At 58.1% G+C, this 12,505-nt stretch carries 12 protein-coding genes; 2 read left to right on the top strand and 10 right to left on the bottom strand.

Annotated features, from left to right (window positions below; genetic code table 11):
• The first annotated feature begins 74 nt into the window (after positions 1-74).
• Positions 75-377 (top strand): rhodanese-like domain-containing protein, encoded by a 303-nt coding sequence (locus ACSEXW_RS13555; RefSeq protein ID WP_438446934.1) that lies wholly within the window; start codon positions 75-77, stop codon positions 375-377.
• 15 nt (positions 378-392) lie between these two features.
• On the opposite strand, the gene ACSEXW_RS13550 is transcribed toward ACSEXW_RS13555, so the two are convergent.
• Positions 393-896, bottom strand: a complete 504-nt coding sequence (locus tag ACSEXW_RS13550) for a shikimate kinase (protein WP_438446697.1) — start codon at positions 894-896, stop codon at positions 393-395.
• A 110-nt stretch (positions 897-1,006) separates the two neighbouring features.
• Between ACSEXW_RS13550 and ACSEXW_RS13545 the strand changes: the two genes are divergently transcribed.
• Entirely contained in the window at positions 1,007-1,303 is a 297-nt protein-coding gene (locus tag ACSEXW_RS13545; protein WP_438446696.1) for a hypothetical protein, read from the top strand.
• Between the two features lie 7 nt (positions 1,304-1,310).
• Here the strand turns inward: ACSEXW_RS13545 and gnd are convergent, their stop codons facing one another.
• The 9 genes from gnd to ACSEXW_RS13500 all read right to left on the bottom strand — a co-directional run bounded on the left by gnd (position 1,311) and on the right by ACSEXW_RS13500 (position 12,494).
• Complete coding sequence (gnd, locus tag ACSEXW_RS13540) at positions 1,311-2,720, bottom strand: NADP-dependent phosphogluconate dehydrogenase (RefSeq protein ID WP_438446695.1); 1,410 nt, start codon at positions 2,718-2,720, stop codon at positions 1,311-1,313.
• Positions 2,721-2,759: 39 nt separating this feature from the next.
• Positions 2,760-3,527 (bottom strand): SDR family oxidoreductase, encoded by a 768-nt coding sequence (locus ACSEXW_RS13535; RefSeq protein ID WP_438446694.1) that lies wholly within the window; start codon positions 3,525-3,527, stop codon positions 2,760-2,762.
• Between the two features lie 33 nt (positions 3,528-3,560).
• Positions 3,561-5,108 (bottom strand): gluconokinase, encoded by a 1,548-nt coding sequence (locus tag ACSEXW_RS13530; RefSeq protein ID WP_438446693.1) that lies wholly within the window; start codon positions 5,106-5,108, stop codon positions 3,561-3,563.
• Complete coding sequence (locus tag ACSEXW_RS13525) at positions 5,105-6,376, bottom strand: nickel pincer cofactor-dependent isomerase, group 22 (RefSeq protein WP_438446692.1); 1,272 nt, start codon at positions 6,374-6,376, stop codon at positions 5,105-5,107. The genes ACSEXW_RS13530 and ACSEXW_RS13525 overlap by 4 nt, the downstream gene beginning before the upstream one ends.
• 37 nt (positions 6,377-6,413) lie before the next feature.
• On the bottom strand, positions 6,414-7,901 hold the full coding sequence (locus tag ACSEXW_RS13520; protein WP_438446691.1) for a tagaturonate epimerase family protein: 1,488 nt from the start codon (positions 7,899-7,901) through the stop codon (positions 6,414-6,416).
• A 107-nt stretch (positions 7,902-8,008) separates the two neighbouring features.
• A complete protein-coding gene (locus tag ACSEXW_RS13515) occupies positions 8,009-9,016 on the bottom strand; it encodes a LacI family DNA-binding transcriptional regulator (RefSeq protein ID WP_438446690.1) in 1,008 nt (335 codons plus the stop codon).
• A gap of 291 nt (positions 9,017-9,307) precedes the next feature.
• Positions 9,308-9,904 carry a YkzI domain-containing protein gene (locus tag ACSEXW_RS13510; protein ID WP_438446689.1) on the bottom strand — a complete coding sequence of 199 codons (597 nt, stop codon included), beginning with the start codon at positions 9,902-9,904 and terminating at the stop codon, positions 9,308-9,310.
• A 264-nt stretch (positions 9,905-10,168) separates the two neighbouring features.
• Positions 10,169-11,326: an ABC transporter permease gene (locus ACSEXW_RS13505; protein ID WP_438446688.1), complete on the bottom strand. Its 1,158-nt coding sequence runs from the start codon at positions 11,324-11,326 to the stop codon at positions 10,169-10,171.
• A complete protein-coding gene (locus ACSEXW_RS13500) occupies positions 11,319-12,494 on the bottom strand; it encodes an ABC transporter permease (RefSeq protein ID WP_438446687.1) in 1,176 nt (391 codons plus the stop codon). Before ACSEXW_RS13500 ends, ACSEXW_RS13505 begins: the two co-directional genes overlap by 8 nt.
• Between the last annotated feature and the right edge of the window lie 11 nt (positions 12,495-12,505).

Below are 12,505 nucleotides of genomic sequence, written 5' to 3'. Positions count from 1 at the left end.
AGGGTCCCGCCCCGCTTGCGAAGCGGCCGGGATCCGATGGAACAATCAGATCATAACGAAGGAGTGTGCCGATGATGCCGGAGATGGAAGCCATTACGCCGGAGCAGGTCCGGGAACGGCTGGAACGCGGTGAAGCGTTAAATGTTGTGGACGTGCGGGAGTATGATGAAGTCGCGCAAGGAATGATACCCGGCGCCAAGCACATTCCCCTTGGAGAGCTGCCGGAACGCCTGGCCGAACTCTCCAGGGATGACGAGGTCATTCTCGTATGCAGAAGCGGCGGCCGCAGCAGCCGGGCCTACGATTATCTGCAGCAGCACGGCTACACCGGGCTGAAAAATATGACCGGCGGCATGCTTGCCTACGGACAGCCTTGAAGTGCGGGGGCAGCTTTAGACGGGAAGCTCCTCCCTGATGATCGCAGCCACTTGCTCGGCGGTCAGCGGTTCCGTATCGATCTGAAGCGGGGCGAAGCGGTACGCTTCCCGCCTTGCCTCCATCAGGGTGCGGACCCGCTGCTCCACATCTCCTTGCAGGAGCGGACGGTTGGGATCCCCGCTAACGCGGGCAATGATGGCCGCTTCCCCTGCATTCAAGGCCACGACCAGGCCCCCTTCGGCCATCAGCCTCCGGTTTTCCTCCCGAAGTACGGCCCCTCCTCCTGTGGACACGACCCGCTTCTCCCCTGCGAGAAGGATCCGAAGCGCTTCCGTTTCCAGCTCCCTGAACCTCTCTTCCCCTTGTTCCGCGAAGATCTCCCGAATGGCCATGCCGGCCCTCTCCTCCACCTCCGCGTCCGAGTCCTTGAACGTCCATCCCAGCTCATCGGCCAGCAAGCGGCCGACCGTGGTTTTGCCCGTGCCCATGAATCCGACCAGGATCACATTCCGGTACATCGTACAACCTCCCCCATATCCTAAATTTTACAAAATAGCATGAATAAAACGGTTTTTTTTCAGTAAGGATGGTAGTACCCCTATTTATGTGGAAAAGGAGTGGATCCCGATTGCATCCCGCCCCCCTGCCCCAACCCTCGGGCCGCACGCTGGAGCAGCTGCTGGACCCGCAGCATCCGTTATGTAAGGACGATGTGATTTGGCTCCTCGACTATATCAAAAAAAAGGTGGCCGAGGAAGACCCCGACCTTCTGGATCTTTCCCAGCCACGCTTATTGAAGAACTTCCGGTACTTCGCGGAGATCTCCATGCTGATGCTTCACCGCCGGCCCTTCTATGACCAGGACGCCGACAGGCTCCGCCAGTGGATGGCCGAAGCCGTCTATGGTCTGCACGGGAAGAAATAGCCGGAGCTTACTTCATCCATTGGAAGTGGAAGAAGCCCTCTTTGTCCGTACGCTCGAAGGTATGGGCGCCGAAGTAGTCGCGCTGCGCCTGCAGCAGGTTCGCCGGCAGACGCTCGGTGCGGTAGCTGTCATAGTAGGACAAGGCCGAGGAGAACGCCGGCACCGGAATGCCCTGCGTAATGGCAGCGGCAATGACCTTGCGCCAGGAAGCCTGGTACTTGTCGATGACACCCTTGAAATACTCGTCGAGGAGCAGGTTCTTCAGCTCCGGATTGCGGTCGTACGCGTCCTTGATGTTCTGCAGGAAAGCGGCACGGATGATGCAACCACCGCGGAAGATCATGGCGATGCTGCCGTAGTCCAGATTCCAGCCGTACTCTTCAGAGGCCGCTCTCATCTGAGCGAAGCCTTGGGCGTACGAGCAGATCTTGCTTGCATAGAGGGCTTGGCGCACAGCTTCGATGAACTCGCCGCGGTCCATGGACAGCGGTGTGGCAGCCGGACCGGTCAGCACCTTGCTGGCCGCAACGCGCTCATCCTTCATCGCGGAGATGAAGCGGGCGAAGACGGATTCGGTGATCAGGGAAAGGTGTACGCCCAGGTCCAGCGCGCTTTGGCTGGTCCATTTTCCCGTACCCTTCTGTCCGGCGGTATCCTTGATGATGTCCACCATCGGCTTGCCGGTCTCCGGATCGTACTTCGTGAAGATATCGGCGGTGATCTCGATCAGATAGCTGTCGAGCTCCCCTTTGTTCCACTCGGCGAAGATTTCATGCAGCTCTTCGGTCGAGAGGCCCAGACCTTCCTTCAGCAATTGGTAAGCTTCGCAGATCAGCTGCATGTCACCGTACTCGATGCCGTTGTGCACCATCTTGACATAATGGCCTGCTCCGTCCGGACCGATGTAGGTACAGCAGGGATCGCCCTTTACCTTGGCGGAGATGGCCGTCAGAATCGGCTCCACCAGCTCGTAGGCGCTGCGCTGGCCGCCCGGCATGATGGAAGGGCCTTTCAGCGCGCCTTCTTCACCGCCGGATACGCCGGTGCCGATGAAGCGGAAGCCCTTCGCCTCCAGCTCCTTGTTGCGGCGCTGGGTGTCCGGGAAGTAGGCGTTGCCGCCGTCGATCAGGATGTCGCCTTGATCCAGGTACGGGATCAGCTGGTTAATGGTGTCGTCCGTCGGCTTACCCGCCTTGACCATGATGAGGATCCGGCGCGGCGTTTCAAGAGATTGAACGAACTCCTCCACGGAATAAGTGCCCACCAGGTTTTTCCCCGGATTTTCCTCCAGGATCTCCTTGGTCTTCTCCGGAGAACGGTTGTACACGGATACGGAGAAGCCGCGGCTTTCGATGTTGAGCGCCAGGTTCTTGCCCATAACGGCCAGACCGACGACCCCGATTTGCTGCTTAGACATGGTTTATTCCCACCCTTATCTTGAATTGACGTGCGCGGATTATATGGTCATGGCGCCGAAGCCGCCGTCGACACGGATCATCGATCCGGTTACGAAGCTGGATGCTTTGTCGGAAGCCAAGAAGATGGCCGCTCCTTGAAGCTCGTCGGGTTCCCCGAACCGGTTCATCGGCGTATGCTTCATGATGCTGTCGATCCGCTCCGGAGAGAGGATCTTGCGGTTCTGCTCGGCCGGGAAGAAGCCCGGGATGATGGCATTGACGCGGATATTGGCCGGAGCGAACTCCTTGGCCAGGTACTGGGTCACGCTGTTGACCGCCGACTTGGAGGCGGAATAGGTGAAGACGCGGGAGAGCGGCTGGCTGGAGGAGACGGAGGAAATGTTGATGATGCTTCCGCCCAAGCCTTGCTCTACCATATGTTTGCCGAAAACCTGGCAGGCTAATACGACGCTCTTCAGGTTCGCGTCCATGATGGAATCCCATTCCTCCATGGTGATGTCGAAGAACGGTGTAGCGCTGTTCTTGCCCGGACAGTTCATCAGGATATCCACGCGGCCGGTCCAAACCACTACGTCCTGCAGCACCTGGCGCAGATCCTCCACGCTGGTGGCGTCCGCATAGAAATTTTTGGCTTTGCCGCCCACTTCCTCTATGCGCTTGACGACCTCCAGGGACTTCTCCTGATTGCGTCCTACTACCGCCACAGCCGCGCCGTATGCGCCGAGGGCCACCGCCATGGAACTGCCCAAGGTGCTGTTGCCGCCAATGATAATCGCTGTTTTACCGGATAAGTCGAACAGATTCATGTGAACCCCTCCCAAGTTGATCGAATGATGGCGTTACTTCTTCTGGAACGCTGCGATATCATCGAATTGGGAGCCCAATTGATGATACACTTCCATATAAATCCTTGTCAATTCTTTGTAAGTTTCATGATGGGCCGCATCGGCTTCATGACGGTTGCCCGTCCGAACCCATGCATGGATCCCGTTAAAATCCTTCACTTCTCCCAGAGCCAGAAGTCCAAGCTGTGCGGCGCCCAGACCGGAAGCCTCGATAGCATCCGGAACGACGACCGGCGTACCGGTCACATCCGCCATGATCTGCCTCCAGAACGGCGACCGTGCAAACCCGCCCGACGCCCGAATTTCCTTGGGCTTGCCTGCGGTTTCCACCAGCGCCTCCGCAACGGAATGAATCCGGTAGATGACGCCTTCTAAGACAGCGCGGATCATATGCTTCTTCTCATGGGCCAGAGAGAGGCCGAAGAACACACCCCGAGCGTTGGCGTTCCAATAAGGCGCCCGTTCACCGGCTAACAGCGGCAGGAAGATCAAGCCCTCCGAGCCTGCCGGCACGCCTTCGGCGATGCGGGTCAGATGGTCGTACGGATCCAGCCCGAGCTTTCGCCCTTCCTCCGCTTCCAGCGTGGCCAGGTGATCGCGGACCCAGCGGAACATGATGCCGCCGTTGTTGATGGCACCGCCGATGACCCAGAAATCCTCCTTCAAGGCATAGCAGAACAACCGGCCTTCCGGATCCGTAACAGGCTCCCGGACGACGGAGCGGACTGCGCCGCTCGTACCGATGGAGACGGCGAAGATGCCGGGCTCGAAAGCGCCGGAGCCCAGGTTGGCCAGCACTCCATCCGTAGCGCCCGCCACAACCGGCGTGCTCGGCAGCAAGCCCATGGCCGAAGCCACGCCGGGCTCGATTCCCTCCAGGATGTGGGTGGTGGAGACGGGCTTCGCCAGCCGGTCTGCCGTAATGCCGGCCAATGCCAAAGCTTCTTCATCCCAATCCAGTGCCTTCAGATTGAAGAGTCCGGTGGCGCTAGCGCAGGAATAATCGATGTAATAATCGCCGAACCACTTGTAATGAACGTATTCCTTGATGCCGATGAACTTATGGGCGGCGGCGTGGAGCTCTTTCATGGCGTCCTTCATCCAGACCAGCTTGACGAAGGGTGACATGGGATGGATTGGGGTACCAGTGCGCCGGTAGATCTCAAGGCCCTGGTGTTCCTTCTTGATCCGGTCGGCCACTGCCGCGGCGCGGTTGTCGGCCCAGGTAATGCAGCGGGTCAGCGGATTGCCGCCGCGATCGACGGCAATCAGGCTGTGCATGGCTGAGCTGAAGGAGACGCAGAGAATCTCCTCCGGCGCAGCGCCCGCTTTACGAATGACGGCCCCTACTCCGTCGACAACAGCCCGGTAGATCTCGTCCGGGTCCTGCTCCGCCACATCCGCCTTAGGCGTGTAGAGCGGGTATTCGATGGAGTGGGATGCCAGAACCGTGCCGTCGGCGGCCCGGATCACCAGCGTCTTCGTGCTGGTGGTGCCGATGTCCGCCGCGACGATATAAGGCTTCTTGGCGAGAAGGCTCATTCGAACAGATCACCCTTTTCGTTGAACGGCAGGTCGTACGGCTCCGTCAGAATCTCGATATCCGGATGCTTCCTGGCTTCCTCCAGCAGATTGACGGAAATCTCGATCTCCCCCAGATGCAGGGTATTGCGGATCCGGACCAGTCTGCAGGTGGTGTAATCCAGAATGTTGCAGGTCTTGACCGCCGCCTTGATCGTATACAGCTGGTTCTCCAGGGTGGTGGCGATCTTGGTCGGCGCACATACGGTGGAGGTCAGGCCGTTGGCGTAAGTCGCCGGGCGGTCCATCTTATCCACCAGACGCTGGGTCGTGAAGTCCGACGTCCCGACGCCGTTGGCGTTGCCCTTGGTTTCCGGAGTCAGGTCGAGGACGACCATCTTGGAAACGTCGGGACCGCCATGGGCATATTCGGTCGGATAACGTCCGGTGACGTTCGGATCCATGCCGTCGCCGCTGATGTTCTTGCCGATATAGTCAATGACCAGCACATCGATCTGATCGAACAGGATTTTGGGCAGGCGGGCTTTGGCTTCCTCCAGCAGAGCGGGCTCGCGGGCTTCGATCTCTTCGGCCGGAAGCACCTCGATGCGGCAGGTCTGGTCGTACGCATTCTCCACCAGCGCCACGCCGAAGACGATCGGCAGCTTGTCGAGCATGATCTTGGCCATGGCCGGCACGTTCTCCGCCATATATTTGAAGCCCATCTGGTGGCAGGCCTCCGCGCCCTTCTGCTTGCCCAGGCCGATGGCGATCATCTTCATGATGCCGCTCTCGATCCGGCCCCGGAAGGCCGTGTGGGGCTTCACCCGGTTGATGACCACGATAGCATCTGCTGTCGAGGCGATCTGGTCCACATAGACCGGCAGGCCATTAGGCAGTTCGCCCAGCTTGACGACCTCCATGGAGGACCGTACCGGCACCCCCATGGTCTCCTCATCAATGCCCAGGTGGTGAAGCACTTCCTTCTGACCCGCATCCGTCGCGCCGCCATGGCTGCCCATGCAGGGCACGATATACGGATGAGCTCCGGCCGCCTTGATGGCGTCTACGGTCGCACGGGTGAAGGCCGCAATATTGGCGATGCCGCGGCTGCCTACGGCAACCGCTACCTGCTGGCCCGGCTGGATGCGGTCGATGCCGCCGGGCTTCTTCAACTCCTCTTGGAGCGTCTCCACCGGATTCTCAAGCTTGGTGGCGTCGAACTTCTGGCGGATTCGGACCACCTGGGGAACCGGGATGTCATCCAATAGCTTGCGAAGAATACTCACTGTCGTCAGCCTCCTGACTGATTGTCGAATACGGCCCTTACTTGCCGAGCAGGTCCAGGTGCTTGCCGATATGGGCGGCGAGCGCTGCGTCGTATGCCTCTTCCTGATCGCTCAGCGTGTGGTAGAATTCGGTCTTGAAGAGCGGCTGGCCGGCGGCATCCTTCGCTTGCAGAAGCAGACCGTAAGTAATGTGCAGCAGCTGGCGCGCGTTGTTGTCGTTCATATATTCGGGGAGCTCGGCGTCCGACACCTCGGACAGCGGCTTGATGGCCGATACGTCAGTCGTCACATGATAGTACGCCTTGGCTTCTTCGAAGTGCTCCAGCGCATACTGATGCATCTTCCGGTACAGGCCCGGGTTAACCTTGGCGACGGTGCGGACGGCCTCCAGCCAGTTGGTGCCGGCGGTCTTGGCGTGGAAGCGGCCGGAGGTGTACTTGGCCACCAGCGGGAACACGCTGAACTTGTCGCTTCCGGAGTGGATGCTGAGCTTGTAGCCGAAGTGGTCGGCGATGGCGGCATGTACGGCCAGCTCCTTCTCAAACTGGGCGATGTCGCCGATGTAGTCGATCCCCTTCTGGAACTCGCCTACGAAGCGGGGCGCCATGCTGTAGATGGAGATGTCCTTGTCGTACAGCTCCTTGGCCACCAGGAAGTGAGCGGCGGGATCCGTGGGAGTGGCGGTCTCGTCAATGGAGATCTCGAAGTCGACGGCACGGCCGGCATTCACGATATAGGTCCGGTAGATGTATTCCATAAAGTTGACGGCTTCCCCGTAGATGAGAACATACTTCTGAAGCTGGGTCTTCTCGAAGGAGATGGAATGGCTGCCCACCTGGAAGGTCTGTCCCAGATACTTGCTCTCGAAGGAGGCGCGGACGTCCGCAGGCAGGGCGTTGTACTTCGCTTCGATGGACTCGGCGGAGGTTCCCTCCACGTTATTGTCGATTTTCTCGGAGCAGTCCAGCGTCAGCATGGTGAAGCCCAGGTCCAGAGACATCTTGATGTCCGCTTCCACCTTCAGGTGATCGCCGTCGGCGCCGAAGCCGTCCTTGTAGCCTTCCTGGAAAGCCGCGAAGCTGGCCGCGTCCACCACCTGCTTATAATCGCGTCCGGTCAGTGCCAGCTCACGGATGCTCTGCTGGGCCAGAATCGGACGAATGTTGCGGCCGCGGATGGTCTGGATGTGACCCGGCGAAGCCAGGCCAAGACGGTCGCCTAAGCCGAAGGTGGCGATCTGGGTGCCGAATGCGCGCGGCACGGTGTAATCGAAGAATTTGTTCAACGTAAGACGGTTCGCATGGGAGAGCGGGCATACCTTGCCGCCGTCCTGCTCTTCGCCCTGCAGCTCGCTGTACAAAGCGCCGGAGCCTACCGCCAACAGGACTTTATCGTAGCCGTGCTTCGCCATCAGCAGAGTGGTGCCCTCTGCTTTTTCGAGAGAACGGGGATAGACCTTCACGCCTTCAACCGCTGTTGCTTCCCCATGATTCATTGCTTGAAACACTTCTGCGAAAATACCCATTTTGAACGAAATCCTCCCTTGGTTTAATGTGGTGGTGCTATATGTCTCAAGCGGAAGCGCCTCCGGCGCGGGCGCCGGACGGACACTTTCGCTAAGGCAATCGTTGCTTACTGGGCCGGAGGCTTGCGGACGGATTCCCGGACCACCAGCTCGGTGTTCAGATGGATGATATCCCCGGTATGCTGCTTGTTCTCGATGGATTCGAGCAGCAGCATCGCCCCCTGGCGGCTGATCTCCTCAATGGGCCGCTTGACCGTGGTCAGCGCCGGAGACAGGAAGGCCGAGAACATGCTGTCGTCGAAGCCGACGACGGAGATGTCGCCCGGAACGTCGAGACGCTCCTCCGCAATGGCCTTCATAGCACCGACGGCCATGTCGTCGTTCTGGCAGAACACGGCGGTGGGACGAGGCTCAAGCTTCAACAGCTTGCGCATGGCGTTATAGCCGCTCTTCAGATCATAGTTGCCCTTCGCCTGGTATTCGGGCTCACAGGGAATGCCGTGGTCGGTCATGGCCTTCAAGTAGCCTTCCTTCCGTTCGGCCGTCGACTGGAAGCCTTCCTTCCCTTCGATGATGGCGATCCGGCGGTGCCCGTGGCGGATCAGGTGCTCCACGGCCTTGTAGGCTCCCTGGCAGTCATCCGACAGAATGTTCATGCCCTTCGGCGCGTCCACCCTGCGGTTCAGGACAATATGCGGAATCCCGGCCTCGCCCAAGTGGCGGAGAAACGGGTCGTCCTTCGAGCTCTGGCTCATGACGATGACGCCGTCGAAGCTCTTGCGGTGAATCGAACGGAAATGCTCATAGTCGTCGATTCCCCGGACCACCATATTGTAGCCTTCTTTAATCACGCTATTAACGCCGCGGACGGTTTCATAAAAGAACCCCGCCGACGTGCCGGTGGCCAGCGTTGAAAAAAACAGCCCGATATTATAAGATCGGTCCATAACCAAGCTCTTGGCGCTGAAGTTAGGGGTATACCCCATCTCCTCGGCGATTTGCTTGATTTTCTCTTTCGTCTCCGAATTGATAAGCGGGCTGTCATTCAACGCGCGGGATACCGTCGTGTGAGATACCTGCGCCAATCGGGCGATATCTTTGATCGTGACACTCATGCCTTTCACCTCTGACATGATGATAACACACTCTGCACACGTTAACAATACGAACGATCATAAAATCTCGTCACAAAATTAGAAAAAATATTTCAACTTTTTGACACATTTATGATAAAAAATTTCGAATCGGTTGGCAAGCCCATTCAAATCTTTTACCCGCTGCCTTCCCCTTCATCCGACCATAGTCTGCCCTGTTCCCGCCCCCTAGCCTTCCTTATGCCCATAAAAAAGGATCCGCGCATCGATGTGCGCAGATCCTCGCATGTAAGATGGGTTTGATATGCCGCTTTAGCATTCCAGCATCAGCATCTCCTGTCTCAGCTCCTCCAGACGCTTCAGGGCATGGTCCGCTTTCTCCGCGTCGTCCTCGGCGAGGGCTTCGTGCAGTACGGCCAGCTCGTAATTCAGCTCCAGCTTAAGCACCGGAATCCGCTCTTCGATCCGGCTGGACTTGAAGGCCTGCATGATGTGCTCCGTCGTGATCACTGGTTCCCGTTGGAATAACACCTTATGCTCCACCCCCGATATCTCCACCGTCCGGATGATCTCGCCGAACATAATATTCTCGATCAGAATCTGTCTGTCGCGGAAGCGCTTGACTATCGCGTGTCCCCGAGTGTCCCCGATCATCTTCTCCATAAGCTCCGCCAGCTTCTCGTCCTTGATGGAGTAATTGCCGATAATTTTGTACCGTTCTCCGATCCGCTGGAACTTCAGCTTCACAAGCTTCCGTCCGGAACGGATGGAGATGATGAAATGCTGGTCGCTTTCGTTCCAGTACAGAGAGAAGCCTTCCTGTATCAGGGCCTTGATGAAATAACGGATTTGCCGCCGATCAAACCTTAGCTCCAGGTTGCAGTATTCCACCTCATGACTTTTATTCACGGCAATCCCCTCCCGTATGATAAAGGTAAGCCAACAGCCAGGATCTCTCCGCGCGCCGGGGGACCGGCATGGGAATTGTCAAATGATGACTGAATGTTCTGACAATTCACCCTTTTCTATATCTTATTATGAAATGTATGAATTAGCAACTTGGTTTATTGACTATTTTCTTGCCGTCCGCCTATGTTGTAAGCGTATTCAATTTGACCTGCAAAAAGAACGCCTCCCCCCTTCTAGGGAGGAAGCGCAAGGAGCGGAGAGCCGTCAAACCCGCGGGCTCTCCTCCGGATTCATGATGGCCGTCCCGAAGCTTAGGAGTACGACCCCGAACAAAACCACAATTCCCAGGTGATACGGAATATCGCGAAGGGATGCGCCGTTCGCCAGCTTGGCCACGGCCTCGACGACCCACTTTTGGGGTACGAAGTTGGACAGCTTCTGCATGGGCTCGGGCATAACCGACACCGGCCAGAAGCAGCCTCCCAGCATGCAGGTGGGGGTCATGATGAGGGAATGCAGCATGTTGTTCTGCTCCGCCCCTTTGTTGAAGACGGCTAAGGCTGCGAAGATCCCCAGTGAAGCGAGCAGGAAGCATTCCAATACCAGCAGCTGAGCCCCGAAGGAGATGCCGTAATCCCCTCGACTCAGGAGACGGGAAACCGTCAGCACGAAGACGATCTGAATCGTTCCCACCAGCATGCAGCCGAGAAAATGTCCTCCCATCAGCTCCCAATGGCGCAGCGGAGAGGCGTAGAGCCGTTGGAAGGTCATGCTCCGGCGGTCTTCCAGGATCTTGGACATCGCCCCTCCTGCCATGGCCATGATGAAGATCAGTAATAGCCCCGTAGAATTGGTGACCCGCTGCCCTTTCATGTAATCCCGCTTCTCGATCCGGTAAACCGCCGCCTTGTCCCGCTTCTCTTGGTAGATCCGCTTGATCTCGGAAACCGCCTCCCCTTGGGTCAAGTTTCCTGACGCCTGCACCCGCTCCGCCGTTCCGATTAGCTGCCTGACTTCCGCCTCAACCGTATTGCCGACGAGATAGGCCGCCTCGGTAAAGTTGAATTCCTTGAGTTCGACGGCGGGCTGTCGGCCGGCGAGAAGCTCCTCGGTGAAGCCCTCCGGAATGATGAGCGCCGCCTCCGACTTCTGCTTCATCACGCGGTCCTCGGCTTCAACGCTGCTTTCGGCCTGCCGGATCCGGAATTCCGTATGATCCTCCCACTCCGAGACCATGAGTTTCCCCAGTCCTCCGCGGTCCAGGTTGACCGTCTCCAGCAGAATCTTGTCGCTGGCGGTGTCCCCCAGCAGGGTCATCAGCAGTGAAACAGACATTGCAGGCACGAGCACGAGGAATACAAGGTGCTTCTTCTTCCCCAGAATCCGCTTCACGAGCATCAAGGCCAAATACAAGCTATTCATGGTACCCCACCTTCCTATACAGCAGAACGGCTGCGCCTGCCGCTGCAGCTGCAAACCATGCGGTGGCGCGAATATCTACCCAGACGGCGGACACTTCGTCATGCAGCATGATGCGAAGAATACTGTGTACGGCCCGGTAATTGACCGTATAGGAGCCGATTCTCGACAATACTTCTCCAATGGCCGGCGTAAAGCCGCCGGACAGGAAAGTGGTCATGATGACGAACGTTTGGAAGATGCCGATGACCTGCTGCTTTCGGGACGCCAAGAGAGCCGTAATCACGGCGATCGACATGCAGAACACCATGAAGAGCGCAATCGTAAGCAGCAGCAGGAGAAGGTCTCTCCCCCAATCCGCTCCGAACAGGATGGCAGTACCTCCGATGATGATTCCTGCCTGAAGAGCCAATACGCCGCTCTGCCCCGCTAACAGGCCCGTAAGAATGCGCCAAGGAGGCACCGGTGCGGACAGCATCCTTGACAACGTATGCGTCTCTTTGGCGGCAACCAAGTTGATGGCGGCGGACATGGCGAAGTACAGCATGAACATGACCAGCATGTGAGCGGCGTAATATTGAACCGCTGTATAGGTCGTCATCGATTCCAGCCATCCCGTTCTCTGGACCAGCGCCAGCTCTCCCTTGACCCGGGCACCCGGCACCGGTGTGTCCAAGGGGATCTCTCCCTTGGACCAGCTGCCGCTTTCCGCAAAGCGCTGGTTCCAGCCGTCGAAGAACATATGGAAATCCTGAAGGGCGGCAACGGTCTTGACGATATTGCTCCCTTGGAAAAACTGCCATTCCGGCTTCTCTCCCTTGCGCAGCCCTTCACTGAAGCCTGCCGGGACGGCAATCCCCACGTCCGCTGCATCGTTCGCCAGCTTTTCCGTAAGCTCTTCTGCTGAGGACACCTTCAGGGTCCGGGTATCCCCCATCCCTCCTCCGGACATAAACCTCGTGAGAGAGTCCCGGATGAAGCCGTCATCCTCCATCAGAACAGCCAGCCGAAGCTCTCCTGCCTGGATCGGCTTGTTCACGAAGAAAGTGGACAGAGCCGAGCCCAGGATCAGAATCAGCAGAAGCGGCATCAGGAACAGCATGACGATGACGGAGCGGTATCGGATAAGCCGCACCAGCTCGTAATACGCGATCGTTGCGATCTGCTTCAAGGTCCTCCCCC

Source organism: Oryzibacillus soli (assembly GCF_051594765.1).
Classification (GTDB): domain Bacteria; phylum Bacillota; class Bacilli; order Paenibacillales; family NBRC-103111; genus Paenibacillus_AR.
The sequence above is the reverse complement of the archived record's forward strand: the minus strand, read 5'-3'. Positions and strand labels throughout refer to the sequence as shown.

Coding starts and splice junctions, on each gene's coding strand:
- ACSEXW_RS13515 (WP_438446690.1), bottom strand. CDS start 9,016: ATGAGTGTCACGATCAAAGATATCGCCCGATTGGCGCAGGTATCTCAC.
- ACSEXW_RS13555 (WP_438446934.1), top strand. CDS start 75: ATGCCGGAGATGGAAGCCATTACGCCGGAGCAGGTCCGGGAACGGCTG.
- ACSEXW_RS13535 (WP_438446694.1), bottom strand. CDS start 3,527: ATGAATCTGTTCGACTTATCCGGTAAAACAGCGATTATCATTGGCGGC.
- gnd (WP_438446695.1), bottom strand. CDS start 2,720: ATGTCTAAGCAGCAAATCGGGGTCGTCGGTCTGGCCGTTATGGGCAAG.
- ACSEXW_RS13550 (WP_438446697.1), bottom strand. CDS start 896: ATGTACCGGAATGTGATCCTGGTCGGATTCATGGGCACGGGCAAAACC.
- ACSEXW_RS13520 (WP_438446691.1), bottom strand. CDS start 7,901: ATGGGTATTTTCGCAGAAGTGTTTCAAGCAATGAATCATGGGGAAGCA.
- ACSEXW_RS13530 (WP_438446693.1), bottom strand. CDS start 5,108: ATGAGCCTTCTCGCCAAGAAGCCTTATATCGTCGCGGCGGACATCGGC.
- ACSEXW_RS13505 (WP_438446688.1), bottom strand. CDS start 11,326: ATGAATAGCTTGTATTTGGCCTTGATGCTCGTGAAGCGGATTCTGGGG.